This window comes from Paenibacillus hexagrammi, from assembly GCF_021513275.1.
GTDB lineage: Bacteria > Bacillota > Bacilli > Paenibacillales > NBRC-103111 > Paenibacillus_E > Paenibacillus_E hexagrammi.
This window is the reverse complement of sequence record NZ_CP090978.1, coordinates 2,943,053-2,961,946: the sequence shown is the minus strand read 5'-3', so window position 1 is coordinate 2,961,946 and position 18,894 is coordinate 2,943,053. Positions and strand designations below refer to the sequence as shown.

The window sequence follows — 18,894 nt, the reverse complement described above, 5'->3', positions numbered from 1 at the left end:
ATGTGGATCACGATATTAGCAGGAATAGAAGCAAGTATAGGTATTGCCTTGTTCTTAGTAGGAAGAAGGAGGTACGCCGTATTTTTGAAGGAACAGACTTATCCGTTTCAGCTTAGATGGATGCTGCCTTGCAGTTTACTGCTCGTAGATGTTTTTAATATCCTGGAGCGGATGCCGGACTTTACATCCAAGGTGCACCATAAGTTGCTGACACTTTATGGAAGAGGCTATTCGCTTCACGGGTCCAAGATATTTACTGCTGAGCTGGTCTCGGCAGCATTCCTGAGCTTAATGTTCTTCACCATACTTGCGGCAGCTGCCGGCCAGGAAGCCAGCCTGTTTGCCATGGGGCTCCTAACGACTGGGATCGTACCTATGCTGATGGTGAGGGACCTAGATGTGAAAATTCGCAAAAAACAGCAATTGATGATCATGGAGCTTCCGGAGGTACTAAATACCATCGTTCTGCTCGTCAATGCCGGAGAAACGGTTGGAAAAGCGTGGATTCGCTGTGTGGAAGCACGAAAGAATAGGCCAGAAACGCCCCTTTTCAAAGAGTTGAGTACCGCCGTTCGCGGGCTGGAAATGAACCTTTCATTCCCAAAGGTCATGGAGGATTTTAGCAAAAGGTGTGCGCTTCATGAAATCTCGTTGTTCACCTCTGCGCTCTTACTGAACTACAAACGGGGCGGTAATGACTTCGCTATGGCACTTCAAGCTCTCTCACTAGAGCTGTGGCAGCGGCGTAAAGCCGTGTCCCGGACATTAGGAGAAGAGGCATCATCCAAGCTGGTGTTTCCGATGGTGCTCATTTTCGTCGTGGTGATGGTCATTGTTGCGTCTCCCGCCCTTATGATCATGAAGCAATGATGTAAGATCAACAATAAATATATGGATGAACTGGAGGAAGCGTTTATGAAACAAGTAACAACGTGGCTGCAAGCATTTTGGAAGGATGAAGAAGGACTAGGCACATTGGAAATTTTGTTGATTGTTGCCGTTCTAGTTGCGGTAGCCATCATATTCAGAAAGTGGATCGTTTCTTGGTTTCAAAAGTTAATCGGCGACGCAAATACGAATCTAACGAATGACAGTACCGTAACTCCGTGTGCGCCAAGCCCGACCACGTCCTGCTCCCCATAAGCGAATGAGAGTCAAGCTATGCCGAGGGAACCAAGGCAGCTTTACCCTGGAAGCATCTCTCGTGATGCCTGTCGTAATGATATGTACCTTAGCGTTGATCTTACTAGGTGTGTTCGTGTACCAGAGGGTAGTGATTCAGCAGATTGCCCGCTCAGCGGCCGAACGCCTGTCATTCACTTGGGATAACAGCCGAAAGGATTTAATAACAGGTGCATTTGATCCCGCAGAATCCGACGGACTCTATTGGCGCTTAACACAAGACAGTATCACGGACTTATTTGGCATGCTGTTCTCGGCTTCCCCTGCTGAGGTCAAGCTTCCTGCAAATACCGGTGAAACAAGCGGACTTGTGGAAAGCAAGCTCGCTAAAGCATCGGATTTACTACCAATAGGAGTAACAGGCTCTGCCCGGTATACGAACTATATAGCCGATCATCAGGTTGAAGTTGAACTCGTGCGCCCCATGTCCATGCCGCCGTATGTGTCCCGATTGTTTCAAACCGATCAGGTTACTGGCAGAGCGATGTCGCATGTTATTGACCCGGTTGAGCTCATTCGTCTAACGGATATTACACGGACGTATCTGAAATTTGTGAAAGGTCGAATCTCGCCGGAAGAGGCGAAAGCTGCGCTTCAAGAACCATCGACTGCAAACGGTTCAGCTGCGAGTGTTACCATACGCTCGGAACGCGAAGCTTCGATTTATTTACAATCGTTGGTCGGCGGTGCTTCCCAAGTGCTGACCACTCCTTCAGGTAAAAGCAGAACCATTGATGCTTTAGATTCACGAGGTATTGCACATCAAGCTTTTTATACGTTCACGGAAGCCCAGCTATTAGCTGAACAAATGCCCAAGGACGCTGAGCTTTTGCAAGAAGGAACACGAGTTAAGGGAGTGGTCTGGCATTTCTTTAAAAAGAGTGCGGGAGGCAGAGGCGTTCCCTCCGAATCGCTTCGAAACAAACTGGAGCAGCAGGGCATCGTTGTGGTCGTACACAACTAGAAAGGAGGGAGCTTCCTGAGAAGGCGGAGCCAATTACGAAATCTGTGGAGATCCAAACAAGGTGCTGTTTCCGTCTATTTGATCTTGATTATAGTGCCGATTTTCTTTTTTCAGGCAGTGCTCATTGATTTTGCCAGAATTAAGCTGGCGGAAAGAGAAAATGATGCTGCCGTACAAGCGGCTGTACGCTCCGTCATGTCGGCTTTCGACCCTGATCTGCAGGTTTGGGGGTTGTATGGGTTGGGAGTTGAGCAGCCGCAGGCTGAGCAGATTTTCAGCGAGGTCTTCCAGGGGAATCTGTCAGGTAGCGTCACTCCTGGAGGATTTCATTATCTGGACCAGCTTCCTGCAGAAGATAGCCAGCGTATGACACCTGTGTACTCGTTAGCCAGTCACGTCATTTTTGAGAAGCAGATTCTGGAGGACATGAAAATCAAAGCGCCTATAGAGTTTGCTTTGGAAATCACTGACAAATTTAAAAAGACGGGGACAGCACCGGCTTTTCAGCAAGGCACGCAATTTTCTAAAGAAGCTGAAGAACTTGAACAACTACTAGAGGACAGAGATGAAGCGTTGGATCAAGCCTGGAGCCTCATGGAAGAGATGCATGCCAACGCGACAACTTATCATACCTACTATCAAGGACGGATCACCGAGCTGAACAGCTTAGCTGACCAAATTGGTATCCATACGGCTGATGAAGTGAGAAGCGAGCTTACTAATGTACAAAATCAACTCAAGTCAATATCGGATTCAATCCGGAATTTGGATATGAGTCTTGCGGCAATGGCTGCAGCTGGGGCCGCGGATTGGCGCAGTGTACAATCGATCATGGAATCCAGAAGCAATCTCCAAGGACAGATGAGAGCCTTATCGGAGCAGCAGGCTGCATGGAAGCAGCTTCTGGATAACATTGTCAAGTATGCGGCATTGGTTGCAGCAACGAAGCTGGAGGTTCCTGCTAACGGTAATGTTTTGAGGCAGTTGCAGCAGCAGATGGAGCCCGAAATTAAGAGAGCCAAGGAGATTAATGCTAGGATCCGCGACAAGCTGGGGACGATGACCGGTCAAGCGGGGGATAAAGCAGAATCATATAAGTCTTTTCAAAGTGTGGCTGTGCTAGGGGACGATTATTTCTACAACTATCAGACGGCTGCAGCCAGTATAACGGCTTTATTCTCGGCATTCGAAGGCATTGTAGATTCGGTCTATTTGTATACGCAGGAGCATACCGATCGTGCTAATCAGGCGAACGAAGCTTACTGGAGAGCCGCAGATGAATTTTATGCCAAACAGCATGCCGTCGAGACGGCGCGTATGCAGAAGAGGGATGAGATTACAGCAAGCAAACGCGAGCAAAAGAATAAAATCCAGCAGGTCCTGGATCAAGCCAAGCAGTCAATAGGAGCTTGCACGATACTAAGCCAATCATCTGCTGATGCGGAGCTGTATCGGAAGCTGCAAGGGGACTCCGGGGATCCTTCGGCTGCCAGTACCGGATACTTTCAAAAATATCGGCAAGCCAATGCCCAAGATCCGGGTACGGGCAATGAGGTTGCCTACGATATGGAGAAGTCCGATAAAGTCAGCCTGAAGGCGATGGATATGCTGGATGCGTTCAATCATGCCGCCGCAGAGCTGCGCGATGAATTGTATGTGAATGAATTTGCTTTGAGCAAGTTTAATTACCGAACCTACGGCTTGGAAAAGGATGAGTCAGGTCAGCCCAAGGCTTCCCATGAACTCACGAACCCGTCCACTCACTCCTTGCAAGGACAGGAAGCCGAGTATTTGATCTATGGATTTTCTTCATGCGGGGCTAACATCTCTTCCGCCTATGCGGAAATGTTTTCGTTCCGACTGGCCATTCGTACTTTGGAGGCGCTGCTCGACCCGAAGAAGGAGCTGCTGAATGTCGGCTCTCCGCTGCTAGTCCTGCTTGCCGCTGCGGCAGAAGGGGCTGCTAAAGCATTCATCGACATGAATCAATTGGTGAAAGGAGAAGCCGTAGAGCTTTCTTCCAAAATTGCTTCTTCGGCGATTAAGCTCACCTATAAGGATTATCTACGGATATTTCTTTTGCTGCACAGCAATGATACGAAGCTCATGGCTCGTATGCAGGCTTTGATCGAGCTGAATACAGGTAAAGATCTCGTTCAAGAGACCACATACATGCAAGGAAACGCTGCAAGCAGCATTAGGCTTTGGTTTGTGCCGCAGCTAATGAAGGTGATGGAAGGAACGGGATTGCTTGGCTGTACTGTTGAACATAACAGGTGCCGTATGGCGAGTACGGCCGTTTGGGCTTATTGAAGCTGCGAGGTTGTGAGGGAAGCCGGGAGGATTACGAATGCTGATAAGATGGTTCAAGCAACAGCAAGGCGGAATTGTATTGGAAGCGGCGCTGCTGCTTCCCGTATTTCTCACTTTTGTTGTAGGGTTAATTGTTTGTATTCAAATTGCTGTGATGGAGATGGCGCTGCAAGCGGGGGTTTCGGAAGCAACCAAGACAATTGCCGGCCAGCTATATCCGGTCAGACTGCTCATGCAGGAAGCGAAGTCGCATTATGATCAAAGTGCAGCTTCGAATGTGATCGGCTCTGCGATCGAACAAGCCCAGAATGCCCGTGATAAGGTGATCGGCGCTGAAGATCTGGCTGACGAATATGCCGCCTATATTCCCGATTCGCTGCTGGATCTCATGAGTTGGGAAAAAGAATTACGACAAGACGGCGAGGAGAGCATCCAAGGAAATATCGACCATTTCCTAGATGAGACTGTGAAGCCGCGCGTCTATGCTGCATTGACTCCAATTGTGTATGCCTTCTGTGATAGCAGGACCATTGAGCGGGGCCAGTTCAAGGTGATTTCTGTGACTTTACCAAGCTTGCAGCCGGGTGGAAACGCTTATTTTAGTCTGGAAGCAGAGGTTGATTACAAGCTGCGTCTCCCATTTATCAGTCATACTATCAAGCTTCGGAAAAAAGCGCTTGAGCGTGCTTGGGTAGGCGCTTAGGAAAAGGAGATTTGATTTGATCCAATATGTATTGCTGATATTCATTGCGATTGCATTTTTCACGGATGCTTGGAGATCCATACTGCCGAATTGGCTGACCCTGGGAGGTACGCTCGCAGGCGTACTCCTTCAATCGCTCGAAAGTGGAATGGAAGGATTATTTCAAGCGGTAATTGGAGCTGTTGTTGGCTTCGGAATGCTTCTGCTGCTGCATCTCATAGGAGCTTTAGGAGCGGGAGATGTTAAGCTGTTTGCTGCGATAGGCGCTCTGACGGGGGCTTTATTTGTCATCCAGTGCTTGCTGTATTCCATCCTTTTTGCAGGCATCATCGGCCTCTTGCTGCTGTTGATCCGCAAAAAGCTTTTGACGACGGGAAGTCGAATCGCGAATTGGTTGTTTACCATTACTATGAACAGAGATCTGCAAACATTGCTGCGATTAAAACAACAGCCTAATCTAAAATTTCCGTTTATGTACGCAGTCGTTCCCGGTGTTTGTACGGCATGGTACTATGCATTAATTCCTTAATTGGGAAGGAGGACCATTGTGCAGGTTATTTTCGGCTTGCGTTATGATTTTGTTTACCGTCATGGACATTATATGGAGCTTCACCGTGATGGAGGAATCGCTCAGGAGGAATTATCCGCTCTGCAGCTCCGAATGCTGGAATCCAACTGTATACCGCGTCTGCTGCCGCTGGATGTTCATGAGATGGATTTTAAGATCAGTCTGCTGTATCAGGTTTCCGGCAAAAGAATGCTGTCCCATGTCTTGAAAACAGAGGACACGGGCCCAAGAGAGTTGTTGAAGCTCGCGTATTCCATCATTTGTGCGATAGATGACAGCAAGAATTATATGTTGAACGAAGATCATTTTATTCTGAAAGATAACTTTATTTTTATTGGAAACGATTGGTCCGATGTGTATCTGACCTATGTGCCACTGCATGAGCTCAGTGAGCCGAATGATATTCGGGCCCAAGTACACAAGCTTTTTCAGGAGCTGTTAGCTAAATGGGGATTTGTGGATAATCCCGAAATGGAAGCATTGCATACATGTTTATCAGACCAGAGGGAGATACCTGTTTATAAAGCCGCTCTTCTTCAAATCATGGATGAAGCGGGTCCTGTTGATCGAAATTATCAACCTATCCGTCAGAATAGCGGTGTTGTGGAGGATTTTGCAAAAACCAAATCTTCAATGTCCCAGAAACAACTGCAAACGAAATCACGGAAATCCCCATCTCAGGAACAGCCGCATCCCAATCTACCGAATTCCACATTGCAGGGTAAACTGAGTTCGAGGTCAAAATCGCATTCGGACATACAGCCGGAGTCGGAGCACTCCCACACTGAAATTCAGTCAAAAACAGACATACAAGTACACTTTCATGATCAATCACATGTACAAATTAGATCGCTAACCCCTTCATACCTACAGTCTCAATCCGGATCGCAAAACCTGTTACAAACACAAACACAATCACAATCACAAAAACAACCCCAAGCACGGTCACAGCCGCACCTTCAGGACTTTAAAGTCCAGGATTCTGCTCATCCATCTGACAAACCGCTTCGACATCGAACATCCGAGCCACTTGATCCCGCCCATGGAGCTCCGTCACATCTTAGATCGAACAGCTTACCTGGCCCGATTCGCTCGACTCCCCATTCTATGCATAATAAGGTACCTCAGCATCAGATCTTACCGGAACAGGAAAGCAAAACCCGGGGGCATAGTGCGGATGAATTCTCACAACATTCAACTACACATGTGCGGAAAGAGCAGCTTTCATCAGACGACCTGCAATCTCACAAGGCAGAGCTCTTGCATAAAGATGAGCAATTATCACTATTTCAAGAATTAACCCCGGTAATATCTAAGCGGGCTAAAATGATTGTACTCGCAGTTCTCGTACTTGCGTCAGCCTTTATGTGGCAGGATTATGCCTCGGCTCCGGAAGAAGCTAAGCTACGAATATATGCCGGCATTACTTTGCTAATGGGAGATATATGGTTGGTTTTGGTGCATATCGGCTTGCAACTGCCTGGAAGATTCCATAAAGCGTTGAACTCAACATTTACAAAGCATAGTTCGAGTCAAGAAACCGCAGTTCGAGCTCCGCTACCAATAATAGAACCAGAGACTTCCTCTGCTGACATGGAGCACTATTATCAAAATCTGCACCTGCACACGACACTTTTACATGCTTCGCAGCCGAATAAAACGGTCTTTCTCGGCAGTGTTCTTCCCAAGAGCCAAGGGCCTAGACTAGAGACTGTCCTGGAAGGCATTGAAACGGCGGTTCCGATTGAAGGGAGCGGCTTCACCATCGGTAGAAGCGGACCCGACGCCCAGGCGGATCATGTTATTGAAGAGGCAGGGGTTTCTAGATTACATGCGGAGATTTCTTCAGAAGCCGAGGAGTTCACTGTTCAAGATCTCGGCTCAACGAATGGTACCTTTCTTAACGGTCAAGCCATGGTTCCATATCAGCTTTATCCGCTTAAGCCCGGTGACATTATTCGAATTGTTAGGAGGGAGCTCACATTCCAAAAATAGCATGAAGCTATTCCGGTTGTTTACCCGCAATGCTATAATAAGATATTCGCAGATAGGCGAATGTCTTTTTATTCATAAGGGGATGATGGACGATGTTAACTCATGTAGTGCTTTTTAAATTAAAAGACCGTTCACCGGAAGCCATTGAGGCGACCAAACAAGTGCTAGTCAACATGGAAGGGAAAATTCCGGTTCTCAAAGCGATAGAAGTAGGGACAGATGTGCTTCACTTGAATCGTTCCTTCGATATTGCACTCATCACAAGATTTGATTCTACGGAGGATTTGAAAATATACGATACGCACCCTGTACATGAAGAAGTGAAGGCACATATGAAGCAGGTGTTAGACGGAACGTCGGTCTGCGTGGATTTCGAAAGCTAAACTGGTTTGTAAAGCAAAAGGAAACAGTGTAGTATCCTTATAGGATGCACTGTTTTTTTCTTGTTAGGCACTCAACATGTTCTTAAGTGTCCATCCATAAACTCTATGGAAGGAGAGGTCACGAACGATGAAAGAAAAACTGAATCGAAGCTATATTGCCCAAATCTTGGACAAGCTGCTCCGCACGCCCAGTCCAACAGGCTATACACATCGTATCATGCGATTGGTGGAGGATGAACTGAACGCGCTCGGGTACGAGATGACATATACGAATAAAGGCTGTGGCCTTGTGACTGTGCCGGGTCAACAAGGCGAACGTGTGATAGGCATATCTGCCCATGTAGACACGCTCGGCGCTATGGTTCGATCCATCAAAGAGAATGGAACTCTGAAGATTACTTCGCTCGGAGGATTCATGATGAGCTCCATCGAGAATGAATATTGTACCATCCATACGAGGGATGAGCGGGTCTATGATGGCACGATCATGACAGCTAGACCATCCGTCCACGTATACGAGGATGCAAGAGAATACAAACGCGATGAAGCCAATATGGAAGTTAGAATTGACGAGCTGGTTAGCTCTAAAAAGGATGTAGAGGCGCTGGGTATCAGACCGGGGGATTTTATTGCATTTGATCCTCGAGTCCAAATGAAAGAAAACGGGTATGTCAAATCCCGTCATCTGGATGATAAAGCGAGCGTAGCCGCGCTATTCGGGCTTCTCGACCTGCTGAAGCGGGAGAGCATTACGCCTGTGTACACGATAAAGCTGTTTTTCTCGACGTATGAAGAGGTTGGACACGGCTCGTCCTATATTCCGGAGGATATTACCGATTTGATTGCTGTGGACATGGGAGCGCTTGGTGATGATCTAAGCGGAAGTGATCGTGACGTATCGATTTGCGCCAAGGACTCCAGCGGACCCTATGATTATCAGATGACTTCCAAAATGATAGAGCATGCGGAAAAGCTCGGTATCGGCTATGCGGTAGATATTTACCCGCGCTATGGATCGGACGCTTCGGCTGCGCTGCGCGGTGGAAGGGATATACGGGCGGCTCTCGTCGGTCCCGGTGTTCACGCCTCCCACGCCATGGAGCGAACTCACATGGATGCGATTGCTCATACGTCTGCACTGCTTGCTGCTTACATCTTAGAGCCGGCCGAATAGCTCTCGTGCCACTAAAGATAGGAAGAAGTGGAATAATATTACATATCGGATTAGGCAGTTGATGTCACGAATGTAAAGTTAATGGTTCGACTTCATCAATAATTAAGACCGGATTCACTTGGCCTGACAGGAAGGAAAGAAGGAATCATGAACATATTAAGCGTTCTGAACATAAGTAAAAGCTACGGGGAAAAAGTGCTGTTTGACGACATTTCGTTCACGGTGAACGAGCGGCAGCGCATCGGACTTATTGGCGTGAACGGGACGGGCAAATCGACCCTGCTGCAGTTAATGGCAGGGATCGAAACGCCGGATCGCGGCAAGCTCGTGCACGCGAACCATTTTCGGGTGGAATACCTGCCTCAGAACCCGGAGTTCGATCCGAACTCCACGGTGCTTGAGCAGGTATTCCACGGAGAAACCCCGCTCATGCAGACGCTGCGCGCCTATGAGCGGGCACTTGCCGAGCTGGAGGCGGACCCCTCCAGCGAAGCAAAGCAGACGCGGCTGTTCAGCGTCCAGCAGCGCATGGATGAGCACGGTGCCTGGGAAGCCGGCACCGTGGCCAAGACCGTGCTGACGCGCCTGGGCATCAGCGAGTTCGATAAGCCCGTCGGCCAGCTGTCGGGCGGTCAGCGCAAGCGCGTGGCGATGGCACGCGTGCTGATTCAACCGGCCGACCTGCTCATTCTCGATGAGCCGACGAACCATATCGATAACGAGACGGCCATGTGGCTCGAGGAGTTTCTCAGCAAGTGGAAGGGTGCCTTGCTGCTCGTCACGCATGACCGGTACTTCCTAGAGCGGGTAACCAACCGCATCCTAGAGCTGGACCGGGGTAAGATCTACAGCTACGAAGGCAACTACGAAGCCTTCCTGGAGAAGAAGGCCGAGCGGATGGAATCCGAGGCCGCCAGCGAAGACAAGCGGCAGAATTTGCTTCGCCGCGAGCTCGCTTGGCTGCGCCGCGGCGCGAAGGCGCGGACGACGAAGCAGAAGGCTCGCGTTCAGCGCGCCGAGGAGCTGCGGGACCGCAAGGTGGACGGTCCCGGCGAGAAGCTCGACATGGCGCTCGCGGGGAGCCGCCTGGGCAAGAAGGTGATGGAGCTCGAGTCCATCACCAAGGCTTTCGACGGCGGGAAGACGCTGATTCGCGACTTCAGCTATATCGTTATGCCGGGCGACCGCCTCGGCATTATCGGTCCGAACGGCAGCGGCAAATCGACGCTGCTGAATATGCTCGCAGGCCGCATCCAGCCGGACAGCGGCACGATCGAAGTAGGCCAGACGGTGAAGCTGGCCTACTACACGCAGGAAAACGTCGAGATGAATGAGAAGCAGCGTGTCATCGAGTATGTCAAGGAGGCGGCGGAAGTCATCCGCACCTCTGACGGCGAGTCCATCCCGGCGTCGCAGATGCTCGAGCGCTTTTTGTTCCCGTCCGCGCTGCAGTGGACGCCGATCGGCAAGCTTTCCGGCGGAGAGAAACGCAGATTGTATCTGCTGCGCACCTTGATGGGTGAACCGAACGTACTGCTGCTCGATGAGCCGACGAACGATCTGGACATCCAGACGCTGACGATATTGGAAGACTATCTGGAGCAATTTCCAGGAGCCGTCATTACGGTATCCCATGACCGTTACTTTTTGGACCGGACCTGCAGCCATCTGTTTGCATTTGAAGGCGAAGGCCGCATAGAGCCTTTCATCGGCAACTATTCCGAGTATTTGGAACAGAAGAAGCAGGAGGAAGAAGCGGAGCAGGCAAGAAAAGAACTGCTGCGCAGTGCAGCCGCTCCCAAACAGGCTGGTCAAGGCCACAACCAAAGCGGAGCAACTAGCTCTGACTCTTCCGCGGACGCTACGACAAAAACCATTCCGAAGAAGCTGACATTCAAAGAGCAGAAGGAATGGGACGAGATTGAGGACCGAATTGCCGCTCTGGAAGATAAAATCTCAACACTTAAGCAGCAGATCGAATCTGCGGGGAGCGATTTTGATAAAGTGAGAGATTTGTACGAAGATGAGCAGCAAACGGCTGCTGAGCTGGAGCAAGCCATGGAAAGATGGACTTATTTATCCGAATTGGTAGAACTCATTGAGCAAAATAAGGTATGATAGACCTATTAACGAGCAAATTTATATAAAGGCAGGGTAAACAACCGCATGATAACTGTATCCAACGTAACCCTTCGTTACGGCAAAAGAGCTTTATTTGAAGACGTGAACATTAAATTTACGCCGGGCAACTGCTACGGCTTGATCGGCGCTAACGGCGCTGGTAAATCTACCTTCTTGAAAATTTTGTCCGGTGAGATTGAGCCGAATACTGGAGATGTCAGCATTGCTCCAGGCGAGCGCATGGCCGTTCTAAAGCAAAACCATTATGAATTCGACGAGATTGAAGTATTGAAAACCGTCGTCATGGGTCATGCCCGTTTGTTTAAAATTATGGAAGAGAAGGACGCGATTTATGCGAAGCCGGACTTTTCCGAAGAGGATGGCATGAGAGCCGCTGAGCTGGAGGGTGAATTTCAGGACCTGGACGGCTGGCAGGCGGAATCCGACGCAGCGGAGCTGCTCATAGGTCTTGGTATCCCTACATCTCTGCACGATGTGAAGATGAAGGATCTTGACGGCAACGAGAAAGTCCGCGTTCTCCTGGCGCAAGCATTGTTCGGCAACCCGAACATTCTGCTTCTCGACGAGCCTACCAACCATTTGAACTTGGAATCGATCCGCTGGCTCGAGAACTTCCTTGCGAGATTTGAAGGCACTGTTATCGTCGTATCTCACGATCGTTACTTCTTGAACCAGGTTTGTACGCATATCGCGGATATCGACTTTGGCAAAATCCAGATGTATGTCGGTAACTACGACTTCTGGTATGAATCCAGCCAATTGGCGCTCAAGCTTCAGCGTGATGCGAACAAGAAGACCGAAGAGAAGCGTAAGGAGCTTGAGGCGTTTATCGCTCGCTTTAGTGCGAATGCTTCCAAATCCAAGCAAGCGACTTCCCGGAAAAAGCAGCTCGAAAAGCTTACACTGGAGGATATCAGACCTTCCAGTCGTAAATATCCGTTCATCAATTTCAAAGCAGAGCGTGAAGCCGGCAAACAGCTTCTTGCTATCGAGAACCTGAGTAAAACCGTTGAAGGCGTACAAGTTCTGAACAACCTGACCCTGACGATCAACAAAAACGATAAAATCGCTTTCGTAGGTCCGGATGGTATCGCTAAAACGACACTGTTTAAAATCATTATGGGAGAGCTGGAAGCAGACGCAGGCACCTATACTTGGGGTGTCACCACTTCCCAAGCTTATTTCCCGAAAGACAGCCAAGACTACTTTAACGTTGATATGAATCTGGTTGACTGGCTGCGCCAATATTCCAAAGATCAGGATGAGTCCTTCCTGCGCGGCTTCCTGGGCCGTATGCTTTTCTCTGGTGAAGAAGCGTTGAAGAAAGCAAACGTGCTTTCAGGAGGAGAAAAGGTTCGCTGCATGTTCTCCAAGATGATGCTGAGCGGCTCCAACGTTCTCATACTTGATGAGCCAACGAACCACCTTGATTTGGAATCCATTACAGCGCTCAATAACGGATTGGTTGATTTCGACGGGACGATTCTATTCGTATCTCACGACCATCAGTTCATTCAAACCATTGCAAATCGCATCATTGAGATTACGCCGAACGGTGTCATCGACAAGATGATGACTTACGATGAATATCTGGACAACGAAGACGTGAAAAAACTGCGCGAGACTTTGTACGCGTAGGCTAAGCCTGCGAGTCTGTAAAAAAGTTCAGCAGCATCAGCGGTATCAATTGCAACTGTAGTAGCAACTGCAGGCTCAGCAGGACCCAAGCAGCATGAGCAAAGGCGCCCCGTGAAATCCTTCATCAGGGCGCCTTTATGTTTGGGTTTCTAACTGCCACCTGTGCGGCGGCGTTGATTGTTTACTTTTTTGGTCATTTGGCTTTTTACAGCCTGTCCATTTGCTGCAGTATGCTTTTGATTACCTTTTTGCGCGGCTTGCTCCGCTTTCTTTTGCGCCAGCTTTTGTTTCATAGCTTCAGCTAGGCTGACTTTCTTTGGCCCTGCTTGATCAGGCTGCTGATCCAGAGGCTTGTCCGACATCCAAGAACACCTTCTTTACGTAAATATGCTATTAGTATAATCGAATCGGGACAAAGAAGAAAGGAGAGGTTTACAAGTGTTTGATCCTACCATTTATGAGAATGTGAAAGTGGTGCTGGAAGGCGCTGTATACGATCTGGATTTGAATGGAGCCGCCCTTGTTACCCAGAGATCGGATCAGCTCGACATGTCTTCCATGTCCCGGACATACAAAATTGAATTTGCCAGAATGCTGGACCAGGCAAGCCGGGCGGAGCTGACCTTATATGCTCATCTCAAGGATTTAGCTGCTGAAATTTTAGAGCAGACTTCTGCTTCTCCGGGGTGTATCTTAGAAGTTAGACTTCGTACTACGGTAAGTGATCCCGAGAAAGAATGTCCAGAGATCGCTAAGGCATTGACCCGAATCTGGGGCAGCAGGCCCCATATCAAGCAGCAGCTGTCTTATGAATTTGGTTCCGAGCCGATTGTATACAGGGATGAAGTGCTTCTAACCTTTGGCAGGAAAATAGACGAAGGCCAGATTGATGATTTTCCCGTTCTAATCGGGCACGCTTTGGACAGCTTGAAATGGCTCGATGGAAGAAGGGGTTAAGGTGCAGGAAAAAACGGAGCAGGAAATCACTCAGCTTGTGATGGAGGGTGAAGCACAGAGCTTCGCTGTTTTTTTGTACACGCCGTTTTGTGGAACTTGCAAATTGACGGAGCGGATGCTGGATATTGTAGTGACGATGCTTCCTGATCTTCCTTTATACAAAGGCAATGTCAATTATTTGCCTCGTGTGGTGCGGGACTGGCAGATCAGTAGTGTCCCCTGCATCCTATTTAAGCAGCGGGAGCAAGACATGGAATTTCTTTATCGAATGAACTCGGTAGACGAGCTGTATCAAAAGCTTAAGCTGCTGATCTGAGTGCCGTGGCTGGTGGCTTTGAAGCGGTTGCTAAAGTGGACGCATTCGGCTTTGCTTTACACGATTTAGCATCGTAGTAAACTAGTTTGACTGTACATGTCTGCACGGTCCTTGAGAGAGCTTCCATGAGCTGCAAACAGGCTGACGACTGTCATATGTGAGCTGCAAGCAGGTCGACTATCGTCATGCGGTGCAGTAAGCCAGTCTACAATCGTCATGCGACACCACAAAGCACGTTTGGATCTTCATGCGCAATAAGTTAAGCTATATGATGCGAGATACCAAAGCTTAGTTGGACCAGACGGTTAGACCCTATCCAAAAAATCCAGGAGGAGCTTATATGAACGCAGTATCGTTACAAGTCGGAGATCAAGTCATAGCAGAATATAAGACAGGTGTGTATTACGGAGAAATTGCGGAGCAGCCGGGTGCCATGAAGGCAGCGGTTCGTATTCTAGCCGTGAGGGAACATCCTACGCAAGGTGATCTGCATAATCCCATGGAAGCGGATGTAGCCTATTTTCATCAGCGCAGAGCATTGGCACATCTTGAGATTGCGCTCATGCCGCTTGCAACGATCAAGCCTTATGGGGGCGTAGTGCCTGAATATCAAGAGTCACTGAAGAGAGCGCTCATGACGCAAATGAGCAAGCTGTCGAATCTAGAGGCATGGGCCAAACGCTCTCTGCAGGAGCTTGAACAACTCCAAGCGGATTATTTTTCGAAATAATCCTAAGAAACTTCCAGATAAAGCTTCGTGCCGTCGTTGTATTTGAAAATAGCGACATCTCCAATGATCTCAATCAATGAGATCATTTTTAATTTTTTGCGAAATTCAAAGTTAAGCTCAAGCTCGACTAATTTATTGGATAGAAGCTCCATTTGTGAACGCTTTTGTGTATAGTTGAGAACGGGAATGGTTTTGTTTTTGAATTTGATGGCGATGGTTTGCATAGCATGTTCCTCCTTCGTTACGATCGGTTCTCTGAATACGTTTAGGATACAAAACAAATGTTAGATATGTTTCATTGAACTATTAGGAAAGTTTTAGGTGTGCTACGTTCAATATATTCGTAGGCTTTTGTCCACATGCTTGGGGTTTTGTTTGGCGTAACACGTCTCCATGCGAGTCACTTTATGTTGGGAAAGGTAAAGGTTGCTGTTGCGGCAATGGGGAGGCGGAATTATAATAGTAGGGATATAAACTAACAGTAGCGGGGGTTATAGGTGATATGAGTCATAGCAATCCAATTCGCATTGGGATCATCGGAGCAGGCAATATTGGAAACGTACATATGGAAGTTTTGAGCGGCATACCGGAAGCACAGCTTGCGGCTGTAACGGACGTGTATCTGCCTTTAGCCGAATCCAGAGCGAAGCAATATAACATTGAGAAGGTGTATGCGAATACGGAGCAGCTGCTGGCTGACGCATCGATTGATGCGGTGATTATTGCTGTATCTAATGAGTGGCATGCTCCAATTGCTGTTCAGGCTCTGCAGGCAGGCAAACACGTTATGCTCGAAAAGCCGATGGCCATTAACCTAGAATCAGCCAAAACGATTGTGGAAGCGGAACGGCAAGCAGGCAAAATCCTCATGATCCCACATCAGCTACGCTGGGAATCTCTCTCTATGCAGGTAAAAGATCAGGCAGAAAAGGGAGCGCTTGGACATATTTATCATGCTAAAGCCGGCTGGGTTCGCCGCAAAGGGATCCCAGGCTGGGGAACCTGGTTTACCCAAATGGAAAAATCCGGCGGTGGTCCGCTGATCGATTTAGGTGTTCATATGCTTGATCTTTCCCTTTATTTGATGGGGAATCCGAAGCCTGTATCGGTATATGGAGCAACGTATTCAGAGTTTGGGCCTCGTAAGCGCGGTATCGGCACATGGGGAACTCCAAATTGGAACGGTAACTATGATGTCGAAGATTTGGCAACGGCACTCATCAAGCTGGATAACGGAGCCACGCTGTCTCTTGATGTAAGCTGGGCGGCTCTCGTGGAGACGGACAACCAGCCTTATGTTCAGCTGCTGGGTTCTGAAGGCGGCGCTTCGATCCGCGGTACCAAAGGAAAGCTGCTTGCAGAGATGTTTGACCGCGAAGCGGATGTTGATCTTCAGATTCCTGACAAGGATGAAGGTCCTCGCGCACGTATGGCCAAGCACTTCCTTGCCTGCATTCGGGAAGGTAAGCAGCCGATCACTTCCGTGATGACTGGATATACGAATAACTTGATTCTTGATGCTATTTATCGCTCGTCCGAGACAGGCAAAGAAATTGAGCTTAACTGGGAAGTTTAAGTTTAAGAGACATCGAAGGGAACAGGAGCTGCAGGTGTGAACTGGGAGTTGTTCAGTATCATAGGTACGATCGCTTTCGCGGTGAGCGGAGCGATCGTTGCGATGGAAGAAGAGTATGATATTTTGGGCGTATATGTACTGGGGCTTGTAACAGCATTCGGCGGAGGCGTGGTACGTAATCTGCTGATCGGCAAGCCGGTCACTTCCCTTTGGGAGCAAGGGATGTATTTTCAGATCGCCCTGTTTGCGATGACGCTGGTGTTTCTCATGCCGGCTAAGTATATTCGGTTATGGAAGACTTGGGAAGCTTTTTTCGACGCGATTGGACTGGCGGCTTTTTCGATTCAAGGCGCGATATATGCAACCAATATGGGCCATCCGCTGAGTGCGGTCATTGTTGCCGCGGTATTAACGGGAATCGGCGGGGGGATGATCCGTGATGTGCTGGCGGGACGCAAGCCCTTAGTGCTGAAGGATGAAATTTACGCCGTGTGGGGCATGCTGGCTGGAGCGATCGTTGGACTTGGATGGGCCCACAATACATGGCAATTAGCGATCGTGTTCGTCATCGTCGTCGTACTGCGTATGCTGTCCGTGCTCAACAAGTGGAAGCTGCCTAAGCGGTCGCTGCGTCAAAATCTCACGGGAACAACAGAGATGTAGGGAGCAAGGAGGGGCATCAAAGCATGGAGAATTCGCTGACTCAAATGCAAACAATCGGATCCGAACAGTTGGAAGCGCGCATTGTGACGGTCAAAGTGCTGCTTGACAGCGAGCTGGAATATTATGAGGTCGCCAAGGATAACGAAACCGGTGAGCACTATTTGCACTTCGTCTATATGCATAAACATATAGCGGGCGGCGGGGAAGAGGAGACCTTTCACCAGCTGATGCCGATCGACAGTGATGACGTATTAGGCTTTATATTTGGAGAGCAGGCCTACACCTACCCCGATAACTGGAAACGATCCTTTCTCCGAAATGGACCGGATGGTTTCTACATCTGGTTTGACCCCTCCCATGAAGAGGAGCATCAAGAGGATGAAGCGATAGCCAGGGAGCTTATGCTTAAGCTGCAGCAGTTTCGGCAAGGCGGCAAGATCGATTCGGATTCGGTTAGAAAGCTGCTTGAAGATCTAGATCAGACCTAAATCAAGCTGCATGAATGATTGATGGAATAAGAAGCCTTAGCTATTGCAGAAAGAGATGAATTGTAGGATGAAAACGTCCTGCTGATTCATCTCTTTTTTTGTCGTAAGAAACGCGGTTTTAGCTCATATTAAGAATGCTCAATATTTCCGGTAAAGGGGTTCATCACATTAATGGAGAGCTGGAATCAGAGAAATCAGAACATCGCGAATCTGACATGCAGAGAAGACTTGCTTATGGACATCAAATTATTGGAAGCACGAATGAAGCAGGAGCTTCATCAAGACATTGCTTTGATTGCGTATTCGCTGCCGAATCCGAACAATCAGTTAGATGGACAGGAGGCACAGGGATGACAGTGAGAAAGAGCACGAAGAAACCAATCGGCATGAAAGTAGTCCTAGCTGCACTGCTTTTATGGACAATGACAGGCTGTGCAAGCTCATCCTCACAACATGAAGCAGGCTCCAATTCGGAGAATCCCGGCACTTGGGATGTGGATTCCAGAAATAATGAGAATCCTTCGCTTGGCGCAAAAAGTATCGACCGGCTTCCAAAGCCATCCTCGAAAATTAGCACATTTGACACGTCTGCTGCTCATGAAAATAGTCATCTCGTAATGAATAGGGATCTTGCCACTCAGCTGAAAAAGGACGCCCAATTGCAAGAAGCAGCTGTTGCCATGACCAATAACAACATCTATGTAGCAGCGGCTCCAAGCGGGATGAAGGCGGCATCTAAAGGAGAGGATGCGCAGCAGCAGGCGCTCCGTCAAGGACATGATCCTGCGTCAGGGGCTGGAATTTTCGGGAATGGGTTTGGCAATCAGGTGGATTGGATCACCAATGTACCGCTTCCTACAGATTCAGCGAGAAAAATGAAGGAAACGATTCAGAGGATTTATCCGGATGCCAATGTGTTTATCTCTACGAATCCTCATTTCGTTAGCCGAATGATGTTCTACAACCAACAGCAGGGCAGCAAGTCCATGGATTTGTATCTCAATGAGTTTAACACCATGGTTCAATATGCTTTCCCGGACTATGCAACAGGTCAGAAAAGTGCAACTCCAGTAAAATAATGTGAGTAAACTTGATCGGAATA

The 18,894-nt window shown here is 48.6% G+C and carries 21 protein-coding genes; 19 read left to right on the top strand and 2 right to left on the bottom strand.

The window, feature by feature from the left end; translation table 11 throughout:
* The 11 genes from L0M14_RS13235 to L0M14_RS13185 all read left to right on the top strand — a co-directional run bounded on the left by L0M14_RS13235 (position 1) and on the right by L0M14_RS13185 (position 13,062).
* Positions 1-870 (top strand): type II secretion system F family protein, encoded by an 870-nt coding sequence (locus L0M14_RS13235; RefSeq protein WP_235122510.1) that lies wholly within the window; start codon positions 1-3, stop codon positions 868-870.
* A gap of 45 nt (positions 871-915) precedes the next feature.
* Entirely contained in the window at positions 916-1,143 is a 228-nt protein-coding gene (locus L0M14_RS13230) for a Flp1 family type IVb pilin (RefSeq protein ID WP_235122509.1), read from the top strand.
* Between the two features lie 64 nt (positions 1,144-1,207).
* Positions 1,208-2,146 carry a hypothetical protein gene (locus tag L0M14_RS13225; RefSeq protein WP_235122893.1) on the top strand — a complete coding sequence of 313 codons (939 nt, stop codon included), beginning with the start codon at positions 1,208-1,210 and terminating at the stop codon, positions 2,144-2,146.
* Between the two features lie 78 nt (positions 2,147-2,224).
* Complete coding sequence (locus L0M14_RS13220) at positions 2,225-4,459, top strand: hypothetical protein (RefSeq protein ID WP_235122508.1); 2,235 nt, start codon at positions 2,225-2,227, stop codon at positions 4,457-4,459.
* 37 nt (positions 4,460-4,496) lie between these two features.
* Positions 4,497-5,162 (top strand): TadE/TadG family type IV pilus assembly protein, encoded by a 666-nt coding sequence (locus L0M14_RS13215; RefSeq protein WP_235122507.1) that lies wholly within the window; start codon positions 4,497-4,499, stop codon positions 5,160-5,162.
* Between the two features lie 16 nt (positions 5,163-5,178).
* Entirely contained in the window at positions 5,179-5,691 is a 513-nt protein-coding gene (locus L0M14_RS13210; protein ID WP_235122506.1) for a prepilin peptidase, read from the top strand.
* An 18-nt stretch (positions 5,692-5,709) separates the two neighbouring features.
* Positions 5,710-7,725 (top strand): DUF6382 and FHA domain-containing protein, encoded by a 2,016-nt coding sequence (locus tag L0M14_RS13205; RefSeq protein ID WP_235122505.1) that lies wholly within the window; start codon positions 5,710-5,712, stop codon positions 7,723-7,725.
* Positions 7,726-7,817: 92 nt separating this feature from the next.
* Positions 7,818-8,108, top strand: coding sequence for a Dabb family protein (locus L0M14_RS13200; protein ID WP_235122504.1), 291 nt, complete (start codon positions 7,818-7,820; stop codon positions 8,106-8,108).
* Between the two features lie 127 nt (positions 8,109-8,235).
* Positions 8,236-9,282, top strand: coding sequence for a M42 family metallopeptidase (locus tag L0M14_RS13195; protein ID WP_235122503.1), 1,047 nt, complete (start codon positions 8,236-8,238; stop codon positions 9,280-9,282).
* 147 nt (positions 9,283-9,429) lie between these two features.
* Positions 9,430-11,400, top strand: coding sequence for an ABC-F family ATP-binding cassette domain-containing protein (locus tag L0M14_RS13190; RefSeq protein WP_235122502.1), 1,971 nt, complete (start codon positions 9,430-9,432; stop codon positions 11,398-11,400).
* Between the two features lie 48 nt (positions 11,401-11,448).
* Entirely contained in the window at positions 11,449-13,062 is a 1,614-nt protein-coding gene (locus L0M14_RS13185) for an ABC-F family ATP-binding cassette domain-containing protein (RefSeq protein ID WP_235122501.1), read from the top strand.
* 149 nt (positions 13,063-13,211) lie between these two features.
* Here the strand turns inward: L0M14_RS13185 and L0M14_RS13180 are convergent, their stop codons facing one another.
* Positions 13,212-13,424, bottom strand: coding sequence for a hypothetical protein (locus L0M14_RS13180; protein ID WP_235122500.1), 213 nt, complete (start codon positions 13,422-13,424; stop codon positions 13,212-13,214).
* Positions 13,425-13,500: 76 nt separating this feature from the next.
* Here L0M14_RS13180 and L0M14_RS13175 point away from each other — a divergent pair, with 76 nt between their 5' ends.
* The 3 genes from L0M14_RS13175 to kapB all read left to right on the top strand — a co-directional run bounded on the left by L0M14_RS13175 (position 13,501) and on the right by kapB (position 15,065).
* Positions 13,501-14,019: a hypothetical protein gene (locus tag L0M14_RS13175; RefSeq protein WP_235122499.1), complete on the top strand. Its 519-nt coding sequence runs from the start codon at positions 13,501-13,503 to the stop codon at positions 14,017-14,019.
* 1 nt (position 14,020) lies between these two features.
* A complete protein-coding gene (locus L0M14_RS13170; protein WP_235122498.1) occupies positions 14,021-14,335 on the top strand; it encodes a thioredoxin family protein in 315 nt (104 codons plus the stop codon).
* Between the two features lie 340 nt (positions 14,336-14,675).
* The gene (gene kapB / locus L0M14_RS13165) at positions 14,676-15,065 is read left to right on the top strand and encodes a kinase-associated lipoprotein KapB (protein ID WP_235122497.1); all 390 of its coding nucleotides are present in this window, start codon (positions 14,676-14,678) and stop codon (positions 15,063-15,065) included.
* Positions 15,066-15,067: 2 nt separating this feature from the next.
* On the opposite strand, the gene L0M14_RS13160 is transcribed toward kapB, so the two are convergent.
* Positions 15,068-15,289, bottom strand: coding sequence for a hypothetical protein (locus tag L0M14_RS13160; RefSeq protein ID WP_235122496.1), 222 nt, complete (start codon positions 15,287-15,289; stop codon positions 15,068-15,070).
* A gap of 278 nt (positions 15,290-15,567) precedes the next feature.
* Between L0M14_RS13160 and L0M14_RS13155 the strand changes: the two genes are divergently transcribed.
* The 5 genes from L0M14_RS13155 to L0M14_RS13135 all read left to right on the top strand — a co-directional run bounded on the left by L0M14_RS13155 (position 15,568) and on the right by L0M14_RS13135 (position 18,871).
* Entirely contained in the window at positions 15,568-16,641 is a 1,074-nt protein-coding gene (locus L0M14_RS13155; protein WP_235122495.1) for a Gfo/Idh/MocA family protein, read from the top strand.
* Positions 16,642-16,743: 102 nt separating this feature from the next.
* Positions 16,744-17,304: a trimeric intracellular cation channel family protein gene (locus L0M14_RS13150; protein ID WP_405031071.1), complete on the top strand. Its 561-nt coding sequence runs from the start codon at positions 16,744-16,746 to the stop codon at positions 17,302-17,304.
* A 23-nt stretch (positions 17,305-17,327) separates the two neighbouring features.
* The gene (locus L0M14_RS13145; RefSeq protein WP_235122493.1) at positions 17,328-17,792 is read left to right on the top strand and encodes a hypothetical protein; all 465 of its coding nucleotides are present in this window, start codon (positions 17,328-17,330) and stop codon (positions 17,790-17,792) included.
* Between the two features lie 171 nt (positions 17,793-17,963).
* Positions 17,964-18,146 carry a hypothetical protein gene (locus tag L0M14_RS13140; protein ID WP_235122492.1) on the top strand — a complete coding sequence of 61 codons (183 nt, stop codon included), beginning with the start codon at positions 17,964-17,966 and terminating at the stop codon, positions 18,144-18,146.
* The gene (locus L0M14_RS13135; protein ID WP_235122491.1) at positions 18,143-18,871 is read left to right on the top strand and encodes a YhcN/YlaJ family sporulation lipoprotein; all 729 of its coding nucleotides are present in this window, start codon (positions 18,143-18,145) and stop codon (positions 18,869-18,871) included. The genes L0M14_RS13140 and L0M14_RS13135 overlap by 4 nt, the downstream gene beginning before the upstream one ends.
* Positions 18,872-18,894 lie beyond the last annotated feature (23 nt).

Coding starts and splice junctions, on each gene's coding strand:
- L0M14_RS13140 (WP_235122492.1), top strand. CDS start 17,964: ATGGAGAGCTGGAATCAGAGAAATCAGAACATCGCGAATCTGACATGC.
- L0M14_RS13185 (WP_235122501.1), top strand. CDS start 11,449: ATGATAACTGTATCCAACGTAACCCTTCGTTACGGCAAAAGAGCTTTA.
- L0M14_RS13180 (WP_235122500.1), bottom strand. CDS start 13,424: ATGTCGGACAAGCCTCTGGATCAGCAGCCTGATCAAGCAGGGCCAAAG.
- L0M14_RS13230 (WP_235122509.1), top strand. CDS start 916: ATGAAACAAGTAACAACGTGGCTGCAAGCATTTTGGAAGGATGAAGAA.
- L0M14_RS13155 (WP_235122495.1), top strand. CDS start 15,568: ATGAGTCATAGCAATCCAATTCGCATTGGGATCATCGGAGCAGGCAAT.
- kapB (WP_235122497.1), top strand. CDS start 14,676: ATGAACGCAGTATCGTTACAAGTCGGAGATCAAGTCATAGCAGAATAT.
- L0M14_RS13160 (WP_235122496.1), bottom strand. CDS start 15,289: ATGCAAACCATCGCCATCAAATTCAAAAACAAAACCATTCCCGTTCTC.
- L0M14_RS13215 (WP_235122507.1), top strand. CDS start 4,497: ATGCTGATAAGATGGTTCAAGCAACAGCAAGGCGGAATTGTATTGGAA.
- L0M14_RS13135 (WP_235122491.1), top strand. CDS start 18,143: ATGACAGTGAGAAAGAGCACGAAGAAACCAATCGGCATGAAAGTAGTC.
- L0M14_RS13190 (WP_235122502.1), top strand. CDS start 9,430: ATGAACATATTAAGCGTTCTGAACATAAGTAAAAGCTACGGGGAAAAA.
- L0M14_RS13225 (WP_235122893.1), top strand. CDS start 1,208: ATGCCTGTCGTAATGATATGTACCTTAGCGTTGATCTTACTAGGTGTG.
- L0M14_RS13195 (WP_235122503.1), top strand. CDS start 8,236: ATGAAAGAAAAACTGAATCGAAGCTATATTGCCCAAATCTTGGACAAG.
- L0M14_RS13235 (WP_235122510.1), top strand. CDS start 1: ATGTGGATCACGATATTAGCAGGAATAGAAGCAAGTATAGGTATTGCC.
- L0M14_RS13200 (WP_235122504.1), top strand. CDS start 7,818: ATGTTAACTCATGTAGTGCTTTTTAAATTAAAAGACCGTTCACCGGAA.
- L0M14_RS13145 (WP_235122493.1), top strand. CDS start 17,328: ATGGAGAATTCGCTGACTCAAATGCAAACAATCGGATCCGAACAGTTG.
- L0M14_RS13150 (WP_405031071.1), top strand. CDS start 16,744: ATGGAAGAAGAGTATGATATTTTGGGCGTATATGTACTGGGGCTTGTA.